At 43.9% G+C, this 26,612-nt stretch carries 17 protein-coding genes and 1 pseudogene; 1 reads left to right on the top strand and 17 read right to left on the bottom strand.

Translation table 11 applies throughout. The annotated features are described in order from the left end of the window. Nucleotides 1-140: 140 nt before the first annotated feature. From CK1_RS10185 to CK1_RS10210, 6 genes and pseudogenes are all read right to left on the bottom strand, one after another. Nucleotides 141-875 carry a FadR/GntR family transcriptional regulator gene (locus CK1_RS10185; protein WP_015526167.1) on the bottom strand — a complete coding sequence of 245 codons (735 nt, stop codon included), beginning with the start codon at nucleotides 873-875 and terminating at the stop codon, nucleotides 141-143. A gap of 405 nt (nucleotides 876-1,280) precedes the next feature. Further along, complete coding sequence (locus CK1_RS10190) at nucleotides 1,281-2,882, bottom strand: ATP-binding protein (RefSeq protein WP_015526168.1); 1,602 nt, start codon at nucleotides 2,880-2,882, stop codon at nucleotides 1,281-1,283. 153 nt (nucleotides 2,883-3,035) lie between these two features. Further along, a complete protein-coding gene (locus CK1_RS10195) occupies nucleotides 3,036-5,495 on the bottom strand; it encodes a glycoside hydrolase family 3 protein (RefSeq protein WP_015526169.1) in 2,460 nt (819 codons plus the stop codon). A 20-nt stretch (nucleotides 5,496-5,515) separates the two neighbouring features. Further along, nucleotides 5,516-6,360, bottom strand: a pseudogene (locus CK1_RS10200) (carbohydrate ABC transporter permease). Then, entirely contained in the window at nucleotides 6,360-7,313 is a 954-nt protein-coding gene (locus tag CK1_RS10205) for a carbohydrate ABC transporter permease (protein ID WP_015526171.1), read from the bottom strand. Before CK1_RS10205 ends, CK1_RS10200 begins: the two are co-directional and overlap by 1 nt. A gap of 72 nt (nucleotides 7,314-7,385) precedes the next feature. Then, a complete protein-coding gene (locus CK1_RS10210; RefSeq protein WP_015526173.1) occupies nucleotides 7,386-8,753 on the bottom strand; it encodes an ABC transporter substrate-binding protein in 1,368 nt (455 codons plus the stop codon). A gap of 173 nt (nucleotides 8,754-8,926) precedes the next feature. Between CK1_RS10210 and CK1_RS10215 the strand changes: the two genes are divergently transcribed. After that, entirely contained in the window at nucleotides 8,927-9,667 is a 741-nt protein-coding gene (locus CK1_RS10215) for an AraC family transcriptional regulator (RefSeq protein ID WP_015526174.1), read from the top strand. A 137-nt stretch (nucleotides 9,668-9,804) separates the two neighbouring features. Here CK1_RS10215 and CK1_RS10220 read toward each other — a convergent pair whose 3' ends face one another. The 11 genes from CK1_RS10220 to CK1_RS10270 form a co-directional block, all read right to left on the bottom strand. Beyond that, nucleotides 9,805-12,285 carry a GH36-type glycosyl hydrolase domain-containing protein gene (locus CK1_RS10220; protein ID WP_502685101.1) on the bottom strand — a complete coding sequence of 827 codons (2,481 nt, stop codon included), beginning with the start codon at nucleotides 12,283-12,285 and terminating at the stop codon, nucleotides 9,805-9,807. Between the two features lie 314 nt (nucleotides 12,286-12,599). Continuing rightward, a complete protein-coding gene (locus CK1_RS10225) occupies nucleotides 12,600-15,014 on the bottom strand; it encodes a glycoside hydrolase family 94 protein (RefSeq protein ID WP_015526176.1) in 2,415 nt (804 codons plus the stop codon). Nucleotides 15,015-15,159: 145 nt separating this feature from the next. Continuing rightward, complete coding sequence (locus tag CK1_RS10230) at nucleotides 15,160-16,521, bottom strand: vWA domain-containing protein (protein ID WP_353611165.1); 1,362 nt, start codon at nucleotides 16,519-16,521, stop codon at nucleotides 15,160-15,162. Nucleotides 16,522-16,717: 196 nt separating this feature from the next. Beyond that, nucleotides 16,718-17,728 (bottom strand): leucine-rich repeat protein, encoded by a 1,011-nt coding sequence (locus CK1_RS10235; protein WP_015526177.1) that lies wholly within the window; start codon nucleotides 17,726-17,728, stop codon nucleotides 16,718-16,720. Between the two features lie 187 nt (nucleotides 17,729-17,915). After that, entirely contained in the window at nucleotides 17,916-19,325 is a 1,410-nt protein-coding gene (locus CK1_RS10240; RefSeq protein ID WP_015526178.1) for a serine hydrolase domain-containing protein, read from the bottom strand. Next, nucleotides 19,318-20,697 carry an APC family permease gene (locus tag CK1_RS10245; protein WP_015526179.1) on the bottom strand — a complete coding sequence of 460 codons (1,380 nt, stop codon included), beginning with the start codon at nucleotides 20,695-20,697 and terminating at the stop codon, nucleotides 19,318-19,320. The genes CK1_RS10240 and CK1_RS10245 overlap by 8 nt, the downstream gene beginning before the upstream one ends. Before the next feature lie 175 nt (nucleotides 20,698-20,872). Continuing rightward, nucleotides 20,873-21,382 carry a GntR family transcriptional regulator gene (locus CK1_RS10250; protein ID WP_306288863.1) on the bottom strand — a complete coding sequence of 170 codons (510 nt, stop codon included), beginning with the start codon at nucleotides 21,380-21,382 and terminating at the stop codon, nucleotides 20,873-20,875. Nucleotides 21,383-21,657: 275 nt separating this feature from the next. Further along, nucleotides 21,658-22,050 carry a VOC family protein gene (locus CK1_RS10255; RefSeq protein ID WP_015526181.1) on the bottom strand — a complete coding sequence of 131 codons (393 nt, stop codon included), beginning with the start codon at nucleotides 22,048-22,050 and terminating at the stop codon, nucleotides 21,658-21,660. A 93-nt stretch (nucleotides 22,051-22,143) separates the two neighbouring features. Then, complete coding sequence (locus tag CK1_RS10260) at nucleotides 22,144-23,364, bottom strand: PfkB family carbohydrate kinase (protein ID WP_015526182.1); 1,221 nt, start codon at nucleotides 23,362-23,364, stop codon at nucleotides 22,144-22,146. A 14-nt stretch (nucleotides 23,365-23,378) separates the two neighbouring features. Beyond that, nucleotides 23,379-24,737, bottom strand: coding sequence for a GntP family permease (locus tag CK1_RS10265; RefSeq protein WP_015526183.1), 1,359 nt, complete (start codon nucleotides 24,735-24,737; stop codon nucleotides 23,379-23,381). Nucleotides 24,738-24,800: 63 nt separating this feature from the next. Further along, nucleotides 24,801-26,417, bottom strand: a complete 1,617-nt coding sequence (locus CK1_RS10270) for a mannitol dehydrogenase family protein (protein WP_015526184.1) — start codon at nucleotides 26,415-26,417, stop codon at nucleotides 24,801-24,803. Nucleotides 26,418-26,612 lie beyond the last annotated feature (195 nt).

Below are 26,612 nucleotides of genomic sequence, written 5' to 3' on the forward strand. Positions count from 1 at the left end.
CAGGATGCTGCCATAATATCAAACTTTTTGGTATTACCAATACAGTCCCTATTATAGCACTCGGTCTTACCAAAATCAATAGTGGTCTTACCAAATCAACGGGATTTTTACTGAAATTTTATTTAATTTTTTCAGGTGGATCAGCGATGAAATACAAGGCTGTTCTCCCCCTGCTGCTGCGCAATCTCCAGTATATATTTCTCAATGGTTTCCATATGTTCGCGCATCAGCTTCTCCGCCTGGTTCCGGTCTCCGGAAATAATGGCTTCCACCAGCCTTCTGTGCTGCTCATCCACCTCCAGAGCGGAATTATGTTTCTGCATAATATAGGCTCGGGTGCCGGAAATGATCTCCTCAGTCAGCTGCGCTGCCGCATCCAGGACATTGTAGATCATAGGATTCCCTGCGATCCTGCCAATCTTCGTATGAAGCTTCTTATCAAGACCTGCACGGGCTTTCTCGTCCTCTGAGCTCTCCAACTGTGCCAGGATGGAACGCAGATCTAATGCATCCTTCTCCGTACAATTCCCGGCTGCAAGAAGCGCAGCCTCCTGCTCCAACGCAGAACGAAGTTCCTGTACCTGCTGTACATGGCTGTTATTCAGCTGAAAAAGAAGGGCCAGTGGTGCAGAAAGCCACTGATCCATATTCTCGGTAATATAGTTGGCTCCGCCGCGGACCGTTGTGACAATTCCCATCAGCTCCAGTGCCCGCAGGACTTCACGGACAGCAGGTCTGGAAACTCCCAGTGATTCTGCCATAACACGTTCCGCAGGTAAAGTGTCCCCCGGCTTCAGTTCTCCCCGCCGGATATTTTCTATGATCTGCGCTAATATTCCGTCAAATGCTCGTTCTTCTGTAATCTTTGTAAACATGTCGTCCGTTTCGGCCGCCTTCCTTTATTATTGTGTTGCCTTCCTTTACATAAAAATCCCGGAATATAGACAAGTGGATATTTACCATTCTCAGTCATCATGCAGTTCTGCACCAGATGATCGCTCTGCAGCCATTCAGCCAGTCTGTGCATTTTGACTATTTGCCCTCTCTATTTTCCGGACTTTTATAGTAAATATTATACGATAATTCCCCAATTTAATCAATAGTAAATAATAAATTGGTAAGACATATTATTTTGTTACTGTCCACTGGTAATATTCCGCGAGGTGTTTTTTGTGAACGAAGGTCACAGAAAACCCGAGACATACCGCGCGAATTTATGCGATTAGCATAAATTCTGTGCATCGCGAAGCGTGTTACTGAGAACGGAGTGAACAGTAATATTATTTTATTCCATTATTGAGAATGTTTTCCACTTCCTCCATCTGTCCCAGAAGCATTTTCTGGCGGTCGTCAAAAAGAAGACCTTTATTATGCCTGTAATACTGGTCAGAACCGTTCTCCCGAATGAACCAGAGACTATAATAGTTGGCATTCAGTTCTGTGATAAATGCCACCATTTCCTGGCTGTCCCCAAAAGCAGCTTCCATGAAGTCGAAGACGTTCTGAAGAGTAAGAGATATTTCATCGGTTCGGTTTTCGTAGGCTTCGGTTTCGGATTCGAAGAGGACTTTCACAAACTCATAGTTCCTGTTTGACGATGGATCTTTCGATTCTGCTGCAGCACTTCTGCCTCCTGCCGGATATGAGCCTGATCTGGTTTTATCTGATCCGGTTGATTTCGATCCAATTGATCCCGAGGTTGATTTCGATCCGGACGCATTTTCAAAAAATGACACAACACGTTTCTGTATACGCTCCTGCTGTTTTGTAAGAAGCTCACTCTTTTTGTCCTTTTCAAGATCCGCCTCTGCTTTTTCCATGAGATTTTTTGCTGTGAGGCTGTCCTGATCTTCTCTGAAGTACACCATATAATCATACAGTTTCGTGATGTAGGCATCGGTAAGATAGCATTCTGTAAAAAGCTCGCTGAGCTTTCCGTTGAGAAGGCTTACAATGCTCAAATGCTCGTCCAGAGAGGCTGTGCGGATCTTACCCAGAGTAATGGGATCCCACTTTCCTTTCAGGATGTCCTCCACTTTATAGTCCGTTCTGTACTTATAATAAAGAGCCAGATAGCCTGCAAAATCCTTCGCGATCATCCTGTGCTGAATGTACTGACTGACCACCTCACGGTCTACGGTTTTTCCAAGGATCTCATAAACCTGGATCAGACGGGAAAGATCCTCCCAGCCTCTGGCTGTGGCAAAGATCTTTCCGTCTACGGTATTCTCCACCCTGTAGAAATTTTTTCTGCGAAGCTCCAGATAGGAGATCACCGCCGGATGAATTCCCTGCTGATAGGCGTATTCCTTCCACACATCAAAGTCTGCCTCCACATCGATCTTCTTGATACGGTCCAGAGTGACCACATCGAATTCCCGGACGGATTTGTTATATTCTGGCGGGTTGCCTGCTGTGACGATCACCCAGCCTTCCGGCACCTTCTGGTTTCCGAAGGTTTTTCCCTGAAGGAACTGCAGCATCATCGGCGCTAGTGTTTCAGATACGCAGTTGATCTCATCAATGAACAGGATGCCTTCTTTCAGACCTGTTTTTTCCATTTTGTCGTAAACGGACGAAATGATCTCACTCATGGTATATTCCGTGACAGAAAATTCTTCCTCACCATAATTCTTTTTTACAATAAAAGGAAGTCCCACAGCACTCTGCCTGGTGTGGTGGGTAATGGTATAGGAAACAAGAGCAATCCCGCATTCCCTTGCTATCTGTTCCATAATCTGTGTCTTTCCGATTCCCGGAGGGCCCATAAGAAGGATCGGTCTCTGTCGGATCGCCGGGATCCGGTACTCACCGAATTCGTCCTTTGAAAGATATGCTTCTATGGAATCTCTGATCTCCTGCTTTGCTCGTTTTATGTTCATGGTATTCTCCTTTTCACGGCATATAAAAAACTGCCTGCAGGATCCTCCGCCTAAAACGGGTTGCCTTGCGCGACATCTGCAAAAAATATGCCTGAATCCAATGATAAATCGAAAATTGAATTCAGGCAAGTTTTTCACTACTATATATATTTTTTATTCTGCTGTCAGTGTGTGTATCAGGTTCAGAATACGTCCCGCACACATTCTGACAACTTCTTCCGAAAGCTTTCCGTCTTCAAAAGCTTTTCGGATATTTTCTGCGTCGGCTGCATTACCAGGCATGATAATATCATTTCCTGCTGTCACGCATTTCCACGGAATACTTCCATCTTCCGGAACCGTTGTATTCCAGTCTGACATGATCACACCGTCAAATCCCCACTCTTTTCGGGCAATGGCTGTACAGAGATCAACACTGTTTGCAGCATGGACACCATTCAGTAAATTATAGGAAGACATGATTGCCACTGGTCTGCTTTCTTTAACTGCAATCTCAAAACCACGCAGGTAAATTTCCCTCAGGGCACGTTCTGATACCTGTGCATCTACGCCCATACGATTATCTTCCTGATTGTTGCAGGCAAAATGCTTAACGGTAACACCGCAGCCAGGTCTGCTCTGCACTCCTTTTGTCATGGCTGCTGCCATAGTTCCGGAAAGCAGCGGATCTTCGGAATAATACTCAAAATTTCTGCCGCACAGAGGGTTTCTCTGAATATTAAGACCAGGTGCTAGCCAGAGATCTATGTGGAATTCTTCCATTTCTTCTGCCACTGCTATTCCAACTTTTTCCACAAGGGCAGTATCCCAGGTCTGAGCCAGTGCAGTTCCAACCGGAAATGCCGTACAGAACTGATAATATCTGTCTGCGTTTTCGTGAGTCTCATCTGTTCTCAGGTATCCGTTTTCCAGAGATCCAAGGACACCGATTCCATATACTGTGTCTGTTTCTCTGTCTACTTCATAATTCTGCTGAAGTCTCAGTCCTGCCGGCCCATCGGCCATGATCAGTGAGGAAACACCATATTGCTCATAAAGAGCAGCCGTGGTCTCACCGGCAGAGCCAGGAACACGGATTCCTGCCGCCCCCAGATTACTGGAGATTCCAGCAATATTCCCATAAAACAGTGGGAGCAGATCCTTTGCAGGAATCTTATTTTCCGGTTGGCAGGTGCATTCTGTTCTCTTCTCTGGTTCAGGATAATAGATATATCTTCCAATCTTCTCATTCTCTGCCTTCTCTTTCCATTTCAGAGTTCTGGCAGAAAGATTCTGGCGGTCATAAACTTCTTCAGTAATATCAGTCTGGTTCTCAAGGATATTCGTTTTATCCAGGATCACACTCTCCGGCACTTCAAGCATTGCAGCCAGCGTAAGCGATGCAATGCTGTTTCCGACCCAGACAGCATAATAACCTTTTTCAGCAATCCAGGCATGCTGCTCTTCGGAAAAATATGCCAGTGTCTTTCTGTCGATCCTGATTTTCAGCAGTTCTTTTTCCCCCGGCTTCAGAAGTTTTGTTTTTGCAAAGCCAGCCAGTCGACGGTATTCCTTCCCTGATTCATTCTGTGGAAGAGACACATAGACCTGCACGACCTCTTTTCCCGAAAAAGTTTCTCCTGTATTCGTTACCTCTGCTTCAACTTCAACGCCATCCCCTGATGTTTTCATCCCATGGAAGCGTATCTGCATTTCTGTGTAAGAAAGTCCATATCCAAACGGAAACAGCGGTTTTACACCAAAAGTATCAAAATAACGATATCCTGTATAAATTCCTTCCTTGTACTCTTCTCTTTCAAGCTTGCCATTAAGATAGCTGTATTCCTCTGCACACGGATAATCCTCATACCTTCTGGCCCATGTTGCAGTCAGCTTGCCGCCTGGAGTTACCTTTCCCAGAAGGACATTGGCGAGGGCAAGTCCGCCTCTTTGTCCAAGCTGAGAAATATTCAGGACAGCACAGATATTTTCTGTTTCTTCCAAAATATCTGTCAGTTCTACCGGACCGCCGGAATTCAGGATAAGTACTGTAGGAATCTTCTGTGCATCAAGGAACCGGAGATCCTCCCGCTCCCGTCTGCTCAGATAATAATCTCCCTCGACCCTGCGCCTATCCTTTCCCTCACCGGAAATCCTGCTTACCACATAGATTGCTGTCTGGGCATCGACAGTATCTTCTGCTGTGACTGCACGGCCTTCCGGCATTGCAAAAGGATTTTCCGCATAGGCATCAAAAGGATTTTCCACAAACTTTGCTTCTTCCAGTATTTTTTCTTTCCATGCCCGGCGTGCTTCTGCGTATATTGACTCATAATTGGCTAGCCATTTCTCGCTTACGATCTGAATACCGTTTTCTTTCAGTCCCTGATAAATAGAAATGTTACTTCTGTTATTCACATCACCGGAACCTGTTCCGCCTTTCACTGTCTTTCCCGCACCGGCGCCGTATAAACCTATTTTCGTGGAAATATTCAGAGGGAGTATTTTTTTATCATTTTTCAGCAGTACAATACCCTCCTCTGCTGCTTTTTCCGAAAGAAGACCGTTTCGTATTTCACGGTCTGACATGCTGTGTTTCTTTGTTCCGCTGTGTTTCCATTTCTTAACTGTCATATCTTACCTGCTACCTTTTGTTATTCTTTTACACCTCCAAGTGTCACTCCTGCGATGATAAACTTGGAAAGAAGGAGATATACGATAATGATCGGCACAATGGCAACTGTGATCATCATGTAAATCTTACCCATATCAAAATTCATATAATCTGCTCCACGAAGTGTTGCAATCAGGATTGGAACAGTCATCTTGCTTTTAGACTGGATAACCAGAGCAGGAACGAAATAATTGTTCCAGGAGCCTACAAATGTAAAAATCGCCTGTACAGCGATTGCCGGCTTCATGATTGGCAGGACAATACTGTTGAAAGTACGGAATTCTCCGGAGCCGTCAATTCTGGCTGCTTCTACCAGTGACATCGGCAGTGAGGACTGCAGATAGCTGTACATAAAATAGAATACGGCCGGTGACGCAACAGACGGAATGATCAACGGAAGCAGGGAATCATATAATCCCATCTTTGTGATCAGACGAAGGAAGCCCATTGCAGTTACCTGTGTCGGCATGACGAGGATCGCCATGATAAATGTAAACGCTACATTCCTTGCCTTGAAATCATAGGCATAAAGACCATATGCTGTCAGTGAGGAAAAATATGTACATAATACTGCACTGCATCCGGACACGATAATACTGTTAAGAATTCCCCTGAACATCGGAAAGCTTCCGTCATTTGCAACATTCATCAGGTTTTTCCAGAAATATTTTCCAGGAAGAGCAGAAAATCCCTTCTGAAGCTCTGCATGAGAATGAGACGCATTCACGATCAGTACATAAAAGAAAAGAGACACATAAAGGAAAGAATAATAAGTACCACATGTGCCACGATACTTCTGATCCTGCTGGCTGTCTTATCTTTCATCATTTTGTTTTTCTCCTTTCTGCTCTTGCTCTCTTTTTCGCTGCTTTCTTAGATCCGTCCGGATCATTGTCGTTAGTCATACGATATACAAAGAAGCAGAGGATTGCACTGATAATAAACAGGTATACAGACAATGCTCCGGCCATACCATAATTCTTGCTCTTCAGATGGCTGTTCAGGAACATAATCAGTGTCATGGATGTTCTGTCCGGATTACCCTGTCCGTTTGTGAGGATCTGCGGTACATCAAACATCTGAAGGCCACCGATGATGGAAGTGATCAGAGTATAGGAAAGAATCGGACGAATCAGTGGAAGCGTAATATAGACGAAACGCTGAATGCTGTTGCATCCGTCCAGATCCGATGCTTCAAAAATATCCATACTGATTCCCATTACTGCTGCCATCAGCATGATGGTCGTGTTTCCGAACCACATCAGGAAATTCATGAAACCTACTAATGATCTTGTTCCCAGAACAGAGCCCAGAAAATCAATCGGTTCCTTTATCCAGCCCAGTGAACACAAAATGGAGTTTACAGGTCCGTTTGTGGAAAACATGGTAAAAAACAGAAGTGCAAATGCTGATGCCATGATCAGATTCGGCAGATAAATTACAACCTTAAAAAACTGCTTGCCATGAAGCTTCAGCCTGGCATCAGTAAACCAGCATGCAAGCACCAGTGCAATAACGATCTGCGGAACAAATCCGATCACCCAAAGGATCAGTGTATTCAGTCCGTATTTCAGCATGTCAGAATGCAGAAGACTGACATAATTGGCAAGTCCTATAAAATTAGGACCAATCTGCTTGATTCCAGAACGGAAATATTCAAAAAAGCTGTATCTCACTGTATCAAACAGCGGAATCAGCGAAAAGATAAAATAGATCACAAAAAACGGAAGAATAAATATGTATCCCCATTTTCCGTAATTAACGCTCTTTTTCTTCATAATGCTCTTCCTTTCCAGCAAGCTGCAGGATCCAAAGATCCTGCAGCATCAACAATTATCCTCATGTGGTATTTATTCCGGCCACTGGATCTCTGTGATCTCCGGATAACGCTCCTGAATAGCTGTCTCAAAGTTGGCTTTTGCTTTGTCAAAGTCTACTTTACCCTGGAAGTAATCACTGAAAGCGTTCTGGATCAGCTCTACACAACCCTGGTCATATGCGGAAAGCGGTGCGATCTTGATATTCTCTGCAACCGGTGCAAAATACTCAAACGGGTTCTGTCCACCAAGGAAATCAGATGCGAAATCTGCATTTGTAGCTGCATCTTTCATACCGGATTTTGTATTTGTAAAATCAGAGTATTCTTTGGAAATCTTAAGAAGATTATCCTGATTTCCCGTCATTGCCAGGATAATATCTTTGACATGTTCCGGATTATCTGTTCCTGTTGCAGCCTGAATGTAAGAACCACCCCAGTTGTATTCCTGCGGAGGATTTGTAACAGCCCAGTCACCTTCTGCTCCATCCCAGTTTGGTTTCAGAGTAAAGTCGATACCCCATGCCGGGAAGAGGAATGCGAATACCTTGGACTCAGAACTCATTGCCTTGTTCCAGTCATCGTTCCACTGACCTTTTACAGTTTTGTTAAGATAACCTGCATCCAGCCACTCTTTGGAATCTTTTACCCAGTCCATGATCTTTGAATCTACTTTGATCACAGAATCACCGGACTCTACCCACGGATTCTCAATGCTGTTTCCATATAAACGAAAAGTGTCTGCATAAGAAGCAAATGTATAATATCCTTTTTCTTTCAGCTGAGCTGCTGTTTCTTTGGCTGTATCCCAGTCTTTCATCTTCTCGCCAACTTCTTTCGGGTCATCAGTACCGAAAACATCTTTCGCAATGTCACGACGATATACAAGGACACCCGGGCAGCACTGCCATGTGGCGCCTCTCTGTACTCCATCCGCATCAGAAGCTGTTGTTTTCGTGAAATCATACTGATCTGCAAGATCCTTGTCCGGATCAATGCCAAGATCAGTAAGAGGCATTGCAACATCTGCATCTTTGTCTGTATATTTGAATACATAATCTGTCTCAGAAAGGAACATGTCTACCTTATCATCTGCACTTGCATCAGCCTGGTTGAGAAGTGCCTCATCCAGTTTCTGCTGATATACGCCATCCTGGTTCGGATTTACGATCCAGTGGATCTCTGTACCATCTTTCAGTTTTGTAACTGTACCATCTTTGGAAGTGGACTCTACTTCCGGATAAATAGCTTCCAGTCTCTGACGGAACTCATCATTCCAGGAATAAATATTGATCACTTTTCCCTCATCCGATCCTTTTGCAGATACACAGCTTACATTTGCTGCCATCATTCCACAAACCATTGCTGCTGCAAGGATCATAGATACCGCTCTTTTCTTCATAGTATAAATCCTCCTTTTTCTGTAGCATCCCCGATGCTTTACCTTTGATGATAAAAATATACCATTTTTTTATCTGCGATTATATTATTAATCTTAACAAAATGTCAAATTCATGTCATAATATAAAAAACCAACGCATTCCTTAAACATCAACATATAAGGAGGATATCAATATGTCCATTTCCCAAGACTGGATTACTAATGAACTGGAAGATACAGAACTGGAAGCTCTTCATCGCTCTCCCTCTGTGGAATATTCTTTTTACAATGCCGTAAGAGCCGGTGATATGGAAGCTGTAAACAAAAACTGCGAGGAAGACTCTTTTCTTCATCTGAAGGGAACCGGTATCCTCTCCAAAAATCCTCTGACCAACCTGAAGTATCATTTCGTTGTCACTACTGCCATGCTCACCCGTTACTGTATTGACGGTGGACTGGAGCCTGAACAGGCATATCGTCTCAGCGATTTTTACATTCTGAAAATGGATTCCTGCACCACTGTACGCCAGATTGCAGATCTGCATCATATTATGGCCAGAGATTTTACCGAAAAAATGATCCTCCAGAAAAAAAGCTCTATTCTTTCCAGACCGGTCATGCAATGCGTGGACTATATTTACGGTCACATTAAGGAGCGTATCACCATTCAGGATCTGTCAGAACATACCGGGCTTTCTCCCAGTTATCTGTCCAGAGTATTCAAACAGAATCTTGGAGTATCCATAAGTGATTACATCCGCGAGAAAAAAATCGAAAAAGCCACTCACCTGCTCCGATACTCTGATAAAGCAGTAGTTGATATCGCCAATTATCTGAATTTCTCTTCACAGAGTCATTTTATCCAGATCTTTGAAAACTTCACCGGCCTTACCCCAAAGAAGTACCGTGACAAATATTACAAATCAATGTGGTAAACCTCTTTATTATTATGGCTGATATTTTTTATCAGCACCAAAAACGACATCCCGCAGCTTTTTACAACTGTGGGATGCCGTTTTCCTATTGATACTTCTGTTTCTGTAATTTAACAATTATGTATAACCGATTTCGGTTACATCAGTTCCACTTTGATCCTGTGTGTTTCTTTTACAGAAAGCTTTTCGAGCAGTTCCCGATCTATACGTACACAGGTACTCTGTTTGTTTTTCATTTCCTTTTCATCGCACCATACTGTTTTTATTTTATATTCTGAAGGAAGTTTTTTCTCCAGATTGCAGATACAGATCTCCAGCTTTCTTCCGGCAAATTCCATAGTAAGAGATGCCTGTCCATTCTCATTATACTGCTCCGGCATCAGTGCCGGCGCGATCACCAGATCTCCAAGATCTCCTCTGACGCCAAATACCTCTGTGATCATAGTCAGCATATACCAGCTTGCAGCACCGGTAAGATATGCATACAATCCTCTTCCCTGATTATCAAAATATTCCGGAATTCCAGGATACATCCTGCTGTTCTCAAAATCCATGGCAGCGTCCAGAAGCGTTTCCAGAACCTTATGTCCTTCTTTTGCATAGCCGTTTTTATACAGTGCATTGCCATACATAACAGCCATATGGGAAAATACCGCTCCGTTTTCCTTTTCTCCATAAGCAAACCCGAACATTCTTCCCAGATCAAATTTTTCTTCATGGAAATTGGTATTCAGGCGATATCCTCCTGCCTGACGGTCAAAAAGATATTTATCCGCACTTTTACAGATAGACTCAATCTGATCTTTCTGTGCGGTTTTACTCATGATCGCAAATACCTGACTGGTAAGCATCATACGTACCTGGCTGTTTTCTGCCCTTTCCACAGGACGTTTATGATCATCATAATATCCGTTGAACCAGCCGTTTTCTCCGTCTTTTACCCATTCTCTTCTGCGGATGTTTTCCATCATCCAATCTGCCTTTTCATCCAGATTCCGGCTAAGCTGGTCCAGACGGATCACAATAGTATTTCCGCTGATATCATGTGCACATTTTTCTGTGTACTGTCTCAGAAGCTGCTGTTTTTTCTCCGGGCTTTCATAAAGCTCACGGTCTCCGGTAAACAGGATTTCCATTTCTTCCGCAACTTCAATCCTGTCAAACATTTCCTTTTCCTGAAGTTTTCTCAGATATTCTGCGATGTTCTTCATATTTCCAGCATATGCACAGGTAAATGCCACACTCTCACCATTTTCCCATGCCATATCCATGGCATCGTTCCAGTCTGCCCCGTGAAGTTTCATCTCGTTGTGCTCTCCTACATCATAAAAAGCACAGAGATTTTCCAGCAAAATGTGTTCCAGAACCGTTCCGTAATAAATCTCACCGGATTCTGTTTTCTGATTTTCTCCATAGGCACTGCTCCATTTTTCATCATGCGCAGTTCCTCTTTTTGTCTGAAGATCCTTGAAATATGGAATCTTCTCAAAAAGGACATTCATATCCCCGGTCTGATCCATATAAAGCTGCGTTGTCACAAATGGCCAGAAAGCATGATCCATCCACACGCGGGCAATGTTGTTACGGTCTGCGATAAATTCACCCTGTCTGTTTCCGATGATCGTGGCATTGGTTCCATCGATGCGTACTCCACCGTAATTATCGACGATCATCTGACGTACAACAGAAGGATCCATGATCAGAAGTGCCAGACAGTCTTGCCAAAGATCACGCCAGCCTCTTCCACCTTTTCCATAATCATGATACGGGAGGAATGAACAACCGTAAATTCTTCTTAATATCGGCTGGAAACAGATCCATTTCAGATAATTATCTCTGTCCTCATCACCTGTCTCAAAAGAAACGTTCACTTTTTCTGTCCAGTGTTTTTTTACATGTTCAAATTCTCTTGCAACCTGTTTTTCAGTTCTGTAAAACCGTGCAGTCTCCTCCGGCAGCTGATTTTTTTCAGATATTCCCGCTGTCACAACATATACAGCTGTTTCATGTGGTCTCAGAACCCTGGATGCAAAACGAATACCACCGACAGATTCCTTTCCTTCAATTTCTGTTCCTGCCGGAACACCTTTTTTCTCTTCTCTGACCACCTCCGGAATCAGGAAAGAACCGCCTTCTCCGATAAACATTTCCACATCAGGATAAAAGCTTTCCGGTTCCGTTCCCTCGCCTTCAGATCCATATACAAAATATGCAGTATTATTCTTCTGATGACCTCTTTCATCAAAAGAAAGCACCGGTTTTACTTCAACACCGTACTCCGTTGTTCTTATCCTGTGCAAAAGGGAAGTCACATGCCTGTGATCTCTGAGATTGTCTGCACTTCTTCCATATACAGGTATTACAGCAACCGGTGTGATCTCCTGTTCTTCCTCTTCAATATTGGTAATCTTTACAAGATGGACCTCCGCATCACCTTTCACTGTCACAAAAGACAAAATCTCTGACTGAAGTCCGTATTTCTCAGAAGTTCTGTGCAGCTTCTGCCACATAAATCCGGCTTCCAGGCTGCTTTTATCCTGTTTATCAGTATATTTCTGAAATTCCTGTTCTGCCGAAACTCCGCATGCTGACCAGTAACCTTTCCTTTTATCTTGCACCAGAAATTTCTGGTGTTTCGATTATTATGAAGATTCTCAATGCTTACCGGTTCCAGCAGAAAATGATTCTGATCCAGTTTGCTGTCTCCTCCCAGAGAAGGGGTGATCGCGGATTTCAATCCGTTTTCTCCGGCCAGAGGTATATATAAACCGCTGTAATTCTCCGGATTTTCTATGGAAAAGCTTCCATTTTTATCCTGAAATTTTATATATTTCATTCTGTGATCTCCTTCCTGCCAAAATAAAACGGTATTTATATTCCATTTTACTTTGTATTCATAAATGTGATCTCCTCGCAATTTATATCCATTATGTCATGACATATAGAATTCAATTTCTGTCTCACCGGTAAGTTTCTCCTGCGGAATATAATTACCCGGAAGTTCTTCTCCATTTACATAGAGTTTTTTACATCCGGCTTCCACATGTCCCGGATTCTTCACAGTGATATGGAGATGACATCCACGGAAATCCTTGCTTATCTCAAACTTCTCCCATTCTTTTGGAATCGATGGTGCTATACGTAAGCCATAGAAATCCGGACGCATGCCAAGAATTCCTTCTACACATCCTACCATCACAGTAGATGCTGTTCCTGTCAGCCAGTGCACATGAGATCGTCCGAAATTCGGGCTTGCTTTTCCTTCTGTAAACTGTCCATAGCAGTATGGCTCCAGCTGTCTGATCTCAGCCCTGTCATTCTGCGCTGCCGGAGCATTCTCCAGGAAATAATTAAATGCACGCTCACCATGTCCGCAAAGTGCTTCTGCCAGAATGAGCCATCCCTGTGACTGTGAAAAGATTCCCGCATTTTCCTTTGTTCCTGCATTGTAGATAACCGCAAGTGCTCCGTCGAAAGCATTTGCATGATATGGAGGATCCATAAGGATTGCACCGTATTCTGTATTCAATCTTTCATAAACCATTTGAAGAGCCAGATCTGCCTGCCGCTCTGTTGCAAGGCCGCTGATCACAGCCCAGCTCTGTGGATTCAGCCACATGTTTGCCTCCGGGTCAGTTCTCTTTCCGATAACCTCTCCCCGCTCCGTAAACCCACGGATAAAACGATCTTCATTCCAACAGAGTTCCTGGATCAATTTTCCAAGCTGCTCTTGTTTTTCTTCCAGGTATTTTATATATTTTTCATCTTTTTTGTATTTTGCAAACTCTTTCAGGATAGTCATTGCATAATAGAACTGTAATGCAACGAAAGTAGATTCCCCATCCTTTCCAAGTCTCAGACAATCATTCCAGTCTGCATAAAGTCCGGCCGGCATTCCATGTCTGCCAAGATGGTTCATGGAGAAGTCAATAGCTCTTTTCAGATGCTCGTATACAGTTCCTTCATCCTTGTTTGCAAACGGGATCACTTCATCGATGAATGCAAAATTTCCTGTCTCTGAAATATATTTGTATACAGTAGGGAACAGCCAGAGTGCATCATCTGCGCGGTATGCCGGATGACCGGTTTCCTGTACATAGGATGCATCATCCGGTGTATCCTCATGTCCCGGATTATGTGTGAATTTCACAAGTGGAAGACCGCCGCCGTTATCTACCTGTGCTGACAACATGAAACGGATCTTATCCAGTGCCATTTGGGGTGCAAGATGGATCACACCCTGGATATCCTGTACAGTATCACGGTATCCATATCCGTTACGAAGTCCGCAATAAGTAAAAGATGCTGCACGTGACCAGATAAATGTCATAAAACAGTTATATGCGTTCCATGTATTGATCATGGTATCGAATTCCGGACTTGGTGTTCTGATCTGAAAATGTGCAAGCTGTCCGTGCCAGTAACTGATCAGTTCTTCAAGCTCCACCGCGCATGTTTTTTCACAGTCTGCATAATGTGCTATAATCTCCGCTGCTTCATTATCCTCCTTCATTCCTGCCAGAAAAGCCATTTCCCGACTTTCTCCCGGTTCCAGAGTAATTACAGCTGAAAGAGCTCCACAGCTGTTTTCATTATAATTTCCCTCATTACATAATACACCAGCTTCAACCCCTGCTGGATTGTTGTATCCGTGATATCTTCCAAGGAATTTTTCCCTGTCACCACACCAGGAAGAAACCTTCTCTCCAGCCAGGCCGAAAAATCGGTTGAACACGTTCTTGTTATCAACCTCTTCCCCATCCTTAAGGCCGTCCAGATTCGCATGGATCATCTGACGTACACGATCTCCACAGAATACTGTTCTTGTAATATACTGGGAATACTGCAGATTCACCTGATCCTGTTCATAATTGCTGTTATTTGTAAACTCTGCATATCCAGTCACACTGATCTCACGTTTTCTGTCTGAGCAGTTGGTAACTTTCAGATTCCATACCTCGTAGGACTGCCCAAGCGGTACATAGTATCTCACCTCTGAATGTATCTCGCTGTAATCTGCCATCATTTTAGTATAGGCTGTGCCATGATGACATTCACTTTTATACTCACTGAGATCTTTGCCAACCGGCTGCCAGGATGCTGACCAATAATCTTTTGTGTCATTATCCCTGAGATAAATATATCTTCCCGGCTGATCAAACTGATTAAAAATATATCTCAGGATTCTGCCGTTCGCCCCGGATTTTGCAAAGCTGTATCCCCCTGCATTATTGGAAACGATTGCTCCGTATTCCGGCGATCCCAAATAATTCACCCACGGAGCAGGTGTGTCCGGCCTGGTAATCACATATTCCTTTTTTTCTTCATCAAAATACCCATATCTCATGCCATACAATCTCCTGTTCTGTATATTTTCCGTAACATTGTCTGCTGTTACCTATTTTCTACACTATAACTGATATGCAGATAGCAATATACAAAATAAAAGATTAAAATATCAGATTCATGACATAAGATATGGATATAATTCTTTACAATTCTTCCTCCGTGATCACCAGCTTCATGGCCCAGGCCGGGATATCCACATCCTCAGGCTCCTGCTCCATAAATACAAATGCTGTCCGGTATGGCGGCATCTTTGCCGGAAAAATACCGTAACCGTCTGTAAAATACACCAGTCCCTTCAGATTTTCAAACTCACGTTTTTCCATCAGCTCTTCCACATAAGCAAAAGCCGGACGGAAATCTGTACCTCCATCACCATAAAGTTCCAGGCTGTTCATATACTCCTGCAATTCCTCTGCACCGGTGATCTTTACATCCGAATGCACCTTCTCATCACACTGGATAATGTGTATATTTACCTTCTGGAAAAAATTCCCGCTGTCGCTTAAGATCCCATAGGTTTCCTCCAGAAATCTCTGTACCAGTTCTCCTGAACAGGACATGGAGGTATCGATCACCATGACAAATTCCGAAACTTTTTTCACTTCTCTGGTTTCCAGGGGTTCGATCAGCGGCATATTCCCGTAAAGGGAAAGCCCGTAGGTATAAAAATTATAATCAAAGCTGTCCGGATCTACAGTCAGTTCTTCCCGAAATACTGCAAACTTCCGCAGAAATTCCCGATAATCATATCGTTCCCGGTTCTCTATTTTCAGCTGATCCAGAAAATCTCCGTCCTGCGCTCCTGCCTCCCTGGAAAAGGTCTCCAGATCTGTCTCAATTCCTTCGCTGATATCTCCCCATTTTTTGCTCATCAGGGGATTGGGTTTCCGGTCGGGCTGCTGGTTTGCCCAGTATTTATGGTCGTCCACGTAGAACTCTTTTTCAAGCTGTGCCAGTTCTTTTTCCTTCAGAAATTCTTCTTTCAGAATCTTGTAGATTCTCTCTGCATTCAGCGTCTTCTTTTCCTTTTCCAGAAGACGGTAGGTTTCCCTCCGGAGAAGACTTCTGGAATATCGGACTGAGCGGTGGTAGATCCCGTCGATCATATGCTCCACTGCAATATCGCAGCTTAAATTCCACAAACGCTTCTCTATTCCCGGCTTCCCAAAGTGCCGGAAAATGCAGTGAAATACCATATGGAGATATCCTCGATTCACAAGAATCCTGTTTTCTTTATAAAGCCCGCCAAGCTGTGCCGGATGGAAGTACATCACAGCCCCGTCTGTTCCAAACGGACTGACCGAACCATCCATCTGATAAATAAAGCTGCTCAGCGCCACATCCAGAAAACGCATGCCAAGATACAGCTCGTCTCTTGCCGCCCGGAGGATGCTGCTGCCGATGTCCTGGAGACGCTGGGCCGCCTCCTGGGGATTGGATCCCTGACCGGGCAGGAAGTTATTTTTATTGTTTTCAGTTGTTTCTATGCCATTCAGGATTTCCACCTCCTCTGATCTGCTGTTGCAATTCTTTTTTCATTAATTTACCATTATTGTTTACACATAATCTCATAATTCACTTGTAGCTTATTTTTCTCATATTCTCTCAGACACTCTATAAACTTAATTTTTCTGCATAAAGCAAATGTTCGTATACCATTCTACGCAAGATCTCCTCAATTTGTCATCAGGCTCTTCCAACTTACAGCTGAAATTTCTTCCTCCGTCTCGCTGGCCGCCCATCATTTTCTGTCTCCCCGGCCACCTTCTGCTCTTCCTTCAGCATCCGGCTGCGTTCATTCATCAGAAATGCGGAAATCTCCATATCCTTCTTCCTGGCCGCCACATCAATACTATGTTCCAGGCCCTCTCTGTTCCAGAGTTTTTCCCGAGAAAGCAGCTCCAGACCATTTAAGCTTCCGCTTTCCACCAGAAATTCCCCGATATCCTTAAGGTTTCCCCGGATATAATCCTCATACTGTTTCTTCGCCTTTTCGCTCAGCTGCCACGGATAACGAAGCCGCCCAAAGCTCATATCAACCAGAACCTCCAGCTTATCCATTACCACTGCCATATCAAACAGGCTGTCATACTCTGCGAAATCCAGTTCTTTGCTGTAGAAGCATTGCCGGTAATTGGTCCCTGAGCCATGATACTCCGTAAACAGAATTCTCGCAGGCGTATTCTCCACCGCCTCATCATAATGCTCCGGAAAAACCATATGCGCACGTTTTCCACCTGCCTCACCATTTTCATACAAAAAATCCACATCGATCTTCTGCCACAGCTCACCGAGGATCTCCTTTGCACAGGACTTGAGCCCTTTTTTCTGATGGATCACAAGCTCCTTCAGCCCGCTGCAGCCCGTAAACGCCCCGGTTCCCACCTGCATCAGCGTATCCGAAAATTCCAGCCGTTCCAGTTTTTTGCATCCATAAAAAATATATCTTCCGATTTCCTTCAGTGTATCGGGAAAAACGATCTCTTGCACTTCCTCTCCGGCAAGAAGTCTCTCTTCTCCGAACGAAATTACATCTTCGCTCTCCCAGGTTTCTGCATCTTCTTCTCCATCCTTATGTGCAGAAAACGCATACGGCGCCGCACTGACTACCGGAAGACCATTGATCTCTTCCGGCAGCACGATCCGGTCATCGGTACCATAACACCGAACGATCTCTATTGCATTATTTTTAATTCTGTAATGTATTTTCATCGTACACTTTCTTCCCTATGTCACAATAATAAAAATTTCTGTTTCCTATTGTAGACTTATTCCAAACAAAAACAACCCATCGGACCACTGATGGCAAGTCAGTATCCTGCGGGTTGTTCGTTTCTTTTATCATAAGGTTGGAGGAATTGCTATATTTTTATCGGTCTATACTTTGAGTTTTTTCTCTTCAGGATTTAAAGTTTCCTGTAAACTTCCATACCATATCCGGCTGTTCCGGAAGATAGGTAACGTTAGGTCTCCAGGTCGCGATCACGGTATCTTTAGAATTGACCCAGAAGGAATACTCTTCCCTGTAGGAAGTGTTGAGCAGTCCCACAGACAGATATAACGTTTCCTGATCCATTCCATAAGCAATGCTGTGATATCTCTTTGTAAAATCATCCGGATAAAGATCGTTCTGTTTCCAGCTCTTAAATCCTGCATAAGCAATCTTTTTCTCACCCTGGACTATCATTTCCAGACGCAGTTTACATCCTTCCGGAATGATCTTTGCACTTTCAATGTTTCTCGGATTTTCTGTAAAAATAATCTCCCGGTTAAATAATCCACTGAGTTCTTTTTCCGCAGTTTTCAGTCTGCCTTCCGGCTGTGGCAGAGAAAGGCTTTTTATTTTTGCTTCCAGATATTTCTCTCCTTCTTCCCGTTTTTCTTCCGGGCAAGGTATGGAAACTGCTTCCTTCATATATTTAAGGCAGATATCTGCCGCAAGATATTCTCTCGCACCTGCGGTAATGCCAATGGCAACCGGAAGTTCCCGGAAGCACACCAAATACTGTCCAAATGCTCCTTCTGCCGCAAAGATCTCTTTTCCTGCTTTGATGTGATATGCATAATGAGTCAGTGCTTTTTTCTCATCTCCGGGAATTACGACTCTTGACTGTCCCATCTCTTCGATCCACCACTGTGGCACCAGCTGCTCACCCTTCCAGTTTCCTTTCTGGAGAAGGAGCTGTGCCAGTGTGGAAATCTGATCTGCGGTCAGATACATGCCCCAGCCGCCAGTATTATGTCCCTCAGGACTTGTAAGCCAGTTGATCTTTCCAAAACCAAGTTTGTCAAAAACACGTTTCTGCATAATGGACAGACAGTTTTCACCCATAACTTTGGTCACGATCCTGGAAAGTGTATAGCTGCATCCGGAATCATAATGAAAAACTTTTCCGATATCTTCTTTCAGCTTAGGCTGTCCAAGCCAGTTCTTCTCCCAGTCTTTTTCCAGTCTGGAAAACCATACATTATTACAGCATTCCGGGGAACCGGCCTGCATGGTAAGAAGATCATATACGGTAATATTTTCCAGGGCTTCATCATATTCATCCGGAAGATCTTCTCTCACATAATCCAGAAATTTATCCTCCAGATGAAGTTTTCCCTCATCCACCGCAAATCCAACACAGATACTTGTTCCGATCTTTGATAAAGAATGCAGCATCTGCGGCTCTTCCATTGAGAAAGGTGCCCAGGCTCCTTCAACAACCTTTTCTCCTTTATACCGTACAGAAATACTGTGTAATTCTACGGTGTTCTCAAGTTCCTCAAGCATTTTTGCCAGCTTGAACGGATTTAATTCATTCATTTTTTTCCTCCTCTGCAGGCTGCCATATGGATGTCTCGATACGGATTCCACCTTTTCTGGTGAGATATACACCAATCAGGATCAATGCAACCATAACTATAACAGCAGATACTGCATATACAAGTTTAATACTGAAAATTCCTTTTATAAAAATAATCGTGTAAATGATGATACTGATGGTACAGAATACGTAAAGTCCTGCACTGGAAAGGTGAAATTTGTTCTTCTTCCAGGTATCCGGATATTTCTTCGGAAGACGTGAAATTGCATACACAACTGTAACATTCATAAAAAATGTGATCACCTGGAAAATATTTGTGATCGTCACGATACTCATATCAAAAATGATCGGAAGCAACACTACGATCAGTGTGTAGGTATAGATCAGGTACGGTGCTCCGAAACGGTTTTCCTTCAGAATTCCTTTCGGCAGCCATCCATCCTTGGCAGCCTGAGCGATCGGATATCGTACATCATTAAATACACCATTCAAAGTAGTGATGATTGCCATGATCGGTCCGCCGATCATAAAAAGTTTATACACAATACCAGGAAGGATCTCCTGTGCTGCCGGAAGGATTGTTTCCACACCTGCAACCTCATCGTGAGGAAGCACCCCACCTGTAACCATCGCAAGGCCCACATAAATAAAAAGCAGACATGGCACGCAGGACATTGCCGCAAACGGAACATCTTTCGTTGCTCTTTTCGCGTCTTTACCATACCACAGAACATTGTAGTAACCATTTGCGGAATTGATAAGAAGAAGTGCCGCCAGCATAAAGCCTTTAAAGCCGCCGGTAAACATCTTATCTCCTGAAAAATTAAAGATCGGCTGTCTGATCTGTGTAAGTCCGAAAACAACATACAGAACCATTGTGATCAGAAGAACCGTTGATAATATCTTGCTTACCTTTGCAAAAATATCCATTCCCAGAAGATTCAGAACAAACAGGATAACAACACCTGCGATTGCCAGTGCTTTCACTGTAATTCCCGGGAGGAGATTATTCAAATACAATCCCAGTGCCAACGCAAAAGAACTGTTGAGGATCGGCGTTACCAGTTTCGTATAAGCTACCAGACCTCCGGTGCTGACTCCGGAAAGGTTCGTTACGATGGAATACGGGCCTCCTGCCACGCGCATGGTCCCACCAAGAATAATATACGGAAAAACCATAAAGAATCCCATGACAATCGCTGTCAGATAAGCAAGCCATACAGAATAACCGGTATAAGCCATTGCCGATCCGATCAGAGTTACCATTCCGGAGCCGATTACCATTCCTACTGCGATCGCAAAAAGATCACTACGCTCAAGTATACCCGGTTTCGGTTCCGGCTTGTTCACAATTATGTTCTTGTCGTTCATTTCATTGCGCCTTTCTTTACTTTTTTACTTTTTATTTTTATTTTTTATATTGTATACATAAAGAATAGTGAAAAACGCCGTAACTGTCAATAACAATTAACAATTTCGGCGTTTTGTAAAAATTATCTGTTCTGTTTTTGTATACTTTTTACAGAAAAATGGTGATTTCTACAGCCTAATTATACCGTTGCACAAAGTTCTCACAACTGCTTTTTATATGTTTCTGCATACGCAGATAACATTCCATAGCATCACCTTTTCGAATACTTTCTACAATTTCCTCATGCTCTTTCAGAGATTTTCTTACGTACTCTTCTTCATTTACCAGTACGCCTCTGGACAGTCCGTTCCACAGTTCTGACAGCATATTTTTAAGTTTATCATTTCCTGCTGCTGTCCATAATTCCATGTGCAAAGTCTGATTGAGACTTGAATAACTTTCAAAATCACCTTTTTCTATCTCTTCTCTGGAAACCTTGAGGATCTGATCAATCCTCTGAAGATCGATCTTATTTTCACAACACAAAACACAGGCTTCACTTTCCAGTGCCGCCCGCACCTGAAAATGTTCGCGGATCGTTTTTTCATTCACTCCAAGAACTACTGCACGTTTATTTCGCTCCAGTTCCAGAAGTCCATCTCTTGCCAGAATCTGAAAGGCTTCTCTTGTAGGTGTAATGGACACTCCAAGTTCCTGCGCAGTACTTTCCAGTGTCAGAATTTCCCCCGCCGGAATTTTTTTGAAAGAATTGCCTCTCTGAGATTCGCCGCAATCTTTTCTCTTATGGGTAAAGTCTTTATTGGTTTAAGTCCCAGCATGTATATACTCCTGTTCTTATAGATCTTTTTATTTAGATGAATATTAACAGTATTCTATTCTAGCGTATTTTTACTGTATTGTAAATTCCCATTAAGACAGGTACCCACATTCTTGCAGGAGACTTAACTGACTTACACATTTTATAAATACTGGCTGAACTCCACCTTCTCCTTATTCGGTCCCTCAATAGTAAAGAACTTCACACCATTCTCCCAGAACGGCAGAAAATGCACCTCGTCATTGGTGGTATTCAGTCCTGCTGCTGTCACCAGCTCGTGGACTTTCTCCACATCCTTCACATCAATGGCAACATGGTCAATGGCGCCGGATTCCATTTTTGCTGCTTTGTTCTCGTAAGTCTCGATCACAAGATTTCCAAGCTTCAGGAAAGCAACCTTCTCATTGGCAGCCTCGTTCACCGTCTGGAAAGCGATCTTAAATCCCAGTGCCTCATAAAATTTAATGGTTGTCTCAATATCATTGGTTGGCACACCTACGTGCTGAACTCCGTTCATCTGATCTTTTAAATTCATTTCAAAACCCCATCCTTTCATAAATCTGACATACTCATAAACACAATCGCTTCGCAATTTAGATTCAACTCTGCTACAGTTTTATGAATACGATCACTTTGCAATTCTGCGTTCCACCTGTGCAAGCTCCGGCATTGCCGGGATCGCACCTTTTTTCTCCACGCAGAGACTGGCCACTGCATTGCCGAAACGGGCAAATTCCTTCAGATCCTCCTGGGTCAGCTCGTCCAGATGTTTCTCTGCTGTGCTGACTTTGTACAGGAAACCGCCCCAGAAAGAATCTCCGGCTCCGTTCGTGTCTGCGATCTGTTTCACTGCAAATCCCGGTACCATACAGCCGCCATCCTTGCCGTAAAGATAGGCTCCTTCGCCGCCAAGTGTAACTGCCACAACTTTCACGCCCTGGCTGTACAGTGCTTCTGCTGCTTCCCGGACATCCTTATGATCTGTCAGAAGTTCTGTCTCTTCATCCGAAATCTTCATAAGATCCACATAGGGAACCAGGCTTCTCATATGCTTCTTCGCTGTCTTTTCATCCGGCCACAGAGATGCACGGTAATTGGGATCGTAAGAAATCACGCTGCCCTTGTTTTTTGCTCTTTTTACCGCATAAAACGTGGTATCTCTTGCAGGCTGATCCGTCAGGGACAGGGATCCAACATGAAAAATATGGGTATGATCCAGCACATCCACATCCACTTCTTCCTTCTGGATCTTCGTATCCGCTCCCGGTTTTCTTGCAAAAGAGAAAGTCCTCTCTCCAGTCTCGCTGACTTCCACAAAAGCCAGTGTAGTAAAATAATTTTCATCCAGGAGCATACCCTTGGTATCCACGTTTTCTTTCTCAAGAACAGATTTCAGGAACTTTCCGTGCATATCTTTTCCTGCTTTACCGATAAATGCAGTATGAGCTCCCAGTCTGCTGGCTGCAACTGCAACATTGGCTGGTGCACCGCCCGGATTTCTGGCATACAGCATCTGTCCATCCTCATTGATATCCTGAGATGTAAAATCGATCAGGATCTCACCAAAGGTTGTGATATCATAGATGGATCTTTTCACAGCATCTCCTGTGTCCATAATAAGGTTCTGATCAAGCAGCTGAAAAAAGATCTTCTCGCATTCTTTCTCATTATCTGTATGTATATGAAGCTCTCCCTCGTCAAACTCAGGCATACTTAAGACACCAAGCATAGACTTCGCATTTACAACATAACGGCCATAACATAATTCTACATCACAGGGGATGGATTCTGCAATACTTACCAGCTTTCTTGCATTCTGCATTGTGCCTAAAATTACTTTTACTATCATTTTTGTCTACTCTCCTATGCAAACAGGCTGATCACAACAGCACAGACCAGACCTGTTACTCCTACGATGGTTTCCATCATTGTCCAGGATTTCAGGGTTGTTTTCTCATCAATCTCAAGAAGGGAACCTACCAGCCAGAATCCGGAGTCATTTACATGGCTGAATGCCGTTGCGCCTCCGTTGATGGCACAGACCATTGCTGCCAGATAAACCGGTGACAGGTCTGCAACTCCGGGCATAGCCGCCATAATTCCTGCTGCCATTGTCATAGCCACAACTGCCGCACCAACCGATGCACGGATCAGAGCTGCAATAAGGAATGCAACCAGTACAAGCGGAAGTCCGCTTTTTTCCAGGGCTGGTCCTATAATATTTCCCATACCGCAGTCCTGCAGCACCCAGCGGATGATACCTCCACCAGTGATGACCAGAAGAATCTGTCCGGTAGGCTTCAGAGAACGATCCAGGATTTTCTTAAGCTGCTCTCCATTATAGCCCTGCTTCTTTCCAAGAAAATACATGGCAAGCAATACTGCTATGATCAGTGCCACAAATGGTGTTCCCAGAAATTCCAGAACAGGACGTGCCGCGTCGATTCCCGGAATGTATTCAGAAACTGTATTGCACAGGATCAGTACCAGCGGAACAAGAATGATACATAATACTGTAGAAAATTTCGGCAGATTGGCTTCTTCTTCCTCACGTACCTCCTGGATATTGGAGGGCAGCCCTGTATTGATCTTTTTGCCGATAAATTTGGACCATAAGATTCCTGCAAAGATCAATGATAAAATGCCCACAGGCACACCTACCGCGATCATCACTCCGAGATCCACATTCAGCATATTTGCCACCAGAACAGATCCTGCTGATGGCGGTATAAATGCAAATCCGGTGGCAAGTCCGGCGAGAAGAGGAATCACATAATATAAAGTAGATTTCTTTGTTTTCTTCGCAAGTCCGAATGCCAGAGGGATCAGGATCACAACGCCAGCCTCAAAGAATACCGTAGTTCCTACCACAAGTCCTGTGATCCCAAGAGCGATTCCCGCTTTTTTCTCACCAAATTTGTTTATCAGTGTCTGAGCAACGCACTGTGCGCCGCCGGACACTTCCAATATCCCACCGAACAGAGAGCCCAGTCCGATCAGGAGTATGATTCCCTGTAAGGTTTCTCCTGCGCCGTTTTCCACAGTGCTTACCAGCGTTGGAACCGGCATTCCGGCGCCAAGCCCGATAACCAGTGCAGCGATCAGCAGGGATAAAACCGGGTGGATCTTAAATTTTATGATAAGTAACAATAATAATAAAATTCCTGCTGCTGCCGCGATCAACAGTCTTGCCGGGTCTGCCGCAAATACCGGTTCTGTCATCTTTCCATTTACCTCATTTCTCTTTATTCAATATTTACATAAACTGTTCTCGTAACCCTGGTTTTATTTTACATATTTATGAATAGTTGCCTTTACAGCTCCGGGGCCGACGATCATCTCACGGAACATGTCCTCGATCTTCTCTCCGACACCATCTTTATAGAGGTCTGTGAAGAACAGTCTCTCATTGGAAAGGATCGGCTTCAGCTGATTCTTAAAGGTCTCCGGTTTTCCGATCACGATATCTCCAAGCTGCTCCTGAAGTTCCTCATTCATCGGGTCCGGTGCAAGCTCAAATTTGTTTCCTTCATCATCTACAGCCAGCATGTATCTCAGCCATCCTGCGATTCCAAGCGGGATTGCTGTCAGCCTGGAAGCATCTCCAAATTTCTTCACATATGCTTTTACAGTCTCACCGAAACGGATACCTACCATCTGGGACACATCTACAGCCAGACGAAGGTTGGTATCTCCAAGATACTCATTCGGGAAACGGTCATTAAAAAGCTCATCCACAAATGCCTGTGGGGAAAGGATTCCAGGATCTGCAACTACCGGAAGTCCCTCGTCATAAGCAACCATACGGGCCATTTTCATCATATCTTCGTTGGTGTTCAGCATATGTGCAAACAGATCATAGCCAAGTACCACACCAAGAGGGCCGGTTGCGGAATGTACAGGATTCAGGCATACGGTTACTTTCATTCTCTCGGAAAGATTGACGGTATTTCTGTCCGCCATGTATACGCCGAAGCCTTTTTCCAGAGCAGGGCGTCCGTTAGGGAAGCTGTCCTCGATAACAAGATACTGTGGCTTCTCAGCATTAACAAATGGTGCTATGTATGTCTTCTTTCCTGTGATCACCGGCTGCATGTCTTCAACGCCAAGCTTCTCAAGGTCTGCTGCGATCTGCTCGCTTGGACGAGGTGTGATCTTGTCGATCATGGTCCACGGGAATGCAACCACCTTCTCGTCCGTTACATAATCTACGAAGCCATCATCTACGAAGCCCGCTTTATGCCATTCCTCTGTCATAGTCAGCACGGACTCACGAAGCTTGGCGCCGTTCTGTGAGCAGTTGTCCATGGATACCAGGGCGATCGGATATTTCCCTGCTTTATATCTCTCATTCAGCATAGCCACAAGAACTGCCATTGCTCCCGTTGCCTTATCCGGTCCGTTCTTAATATCTGCTTCCACAAACGGGAACCATGTTCCGTCTGCTTTCTGGAGTGCATAACCCTTTTCTGTGATAGTGAAGGAAACCAGCTGCAGGGATTTAGCCGCAAAAATTTCTTTCAGGCGGTCCCATTGTCCAGCATCAGATGACTGTGCTTTCACTGCTTCTGCAAGCGCCCCAAGAACTTTGTATTCACGGGTTCCATCACCGTGGAGAATGACATTTAAGCCAAGGTTGTCATATGGCGCGTAAATCTTATCTACTACATCATAATCAAAGGTCTCTACACATGTGATGCCTCTGTCAAGAACTCCCCCTTCCAGAAGACCATCTGCAATACCTCCGATAAATACACGGAAGATATTTCCGATTCCGAAATGTACCCAGCCTGGCTCCTTCTTCGCTTTCTCAGTAACTGCCTCTACATCGTATCCTGGAAGATTGATGCCTGCTTTCTCCCATGCTTCACGCTCTTTGATTCCTTCTCTTGTTAATTTCATGATAGAACCTCCTTTTTTTCGTTCATTTCGTTATTTATGTCTTTTACTTATGTTTATGTCTTAACTGTAAGTAGAGTATAAAACTTTCCTTTTTAAAAATCTATTGGCAAAGCGTCTAATTTTACTCTTATTTTTTGTTTACTTTTACCCGTTCTCCCCTACATTGCATTTCCCGCAAATTTATACTAAAATACA

The organism is Ruminococcus sp. SR1/5 (assembly GCF_000209835.1).
Lineage (GTDB): Bacteria > Bacillota > Clostridia > Lachnospirales > Lachnospiraceae > Blautia_A > Blautia_A fusiformis.

Bases quoted from the DNA above. Each gene is read 5' to 3' on its own strand.
- CK1_RS10185 (WP_015526167.1), bottom strand. From the start codon at position 875: ATGTTTACAAAGATTACAGAAGAACGAGCATTTGACGGAATATTAGCG.
- CK1_RS10190 (WP_015526168.1), bottom strand. From the start codon at position 2,882: ATGAACATAAAACGAGCAAAGCAGGAGATCAGAGATTCCATAGAAGCA.
- CK1_RS10195 (WP_015526169.1), bottom strand. From the start codon at position 5,495: ATGACAGTTAAGAAATGGAAACACAGCGGAACAAAGAAACACAGCATG.
- CK1_RS10205 (WP_015526171.1), bottom strand. From the start codon at position 7,313: ATGAAGAAAAAGAGCGTTAATTACGGAAAATGGGGATACATATTTATT.
- CK1_RS10210 (WP_015526173.1), bottom strand. From the start codon at position 8,753: ATGAAGAAAAGAGCGGTATCTATGATCCTTGCAGCAGCAATGGTTTGT.
- CK1_RS10215 (WP_015526174.1), top strand. From the start codon at position 8,927: ATGTCCATTTCCCAAGACTGGATTACTAATGAACTGGAAGATACAGAA.
- CK1_RS10225 (WP_015526176.1), bottom strand. From the start codon at position 15,014: ATGAGATATGGGTATTTTGATGAAGAAAAAAAGGAATATGTGATTACC.
- CK1_RS10235 (WP_015526177.1), bottom strand. From the start codon at position 17,728: ATGAAAATACATTACAGAATTAAAAATAATGCAATAGAGATCGTTCGG.
- CK1_RS10240 (WP_015526178.1), bottom strand. From the start codon at position 19,325: ATGAATGAATTAAATCCGTTCAAGCTGGCAAAAATGCTTGAGGAACTT.
- CK1_RS10245 (WP_015526179.1), bottom strand. From the start codon at position 20,697: ATGAACGACAAGAACATAATTGTGAACAAGCCGGAACCGAAACCGGGT.
- CK1_RS10255 (WP_015526181.1), bottom strand. From the start codon at position 22,050: ATGAATTTAAAAGATCAGATGAACGGAGTTCAGCACGTAGGTGTGCCA.
- CK1_RS10260 (WP_015526182.1), bottom strand. From the start codon at position 23,364: ATGATAGTAAAAGTAATTTTAGGCACAATGCAGAATGCAAGAAAGCTG.
- CK1_RS10265 (WP_015526183.1), bottom strand. From the start codon at position 24,737: ATGACAGAACCGGTATTTGCGGCAGACCCGGCAAGACTGTTGATCGCG.
- CK1_RS10270 (WP_015526184.1), bottom strand. From the start codon at position 26,417: ATGAAATTAACAAGAGAAGGAATCAAAGAGCGTGAAGCATGGGAGAAA.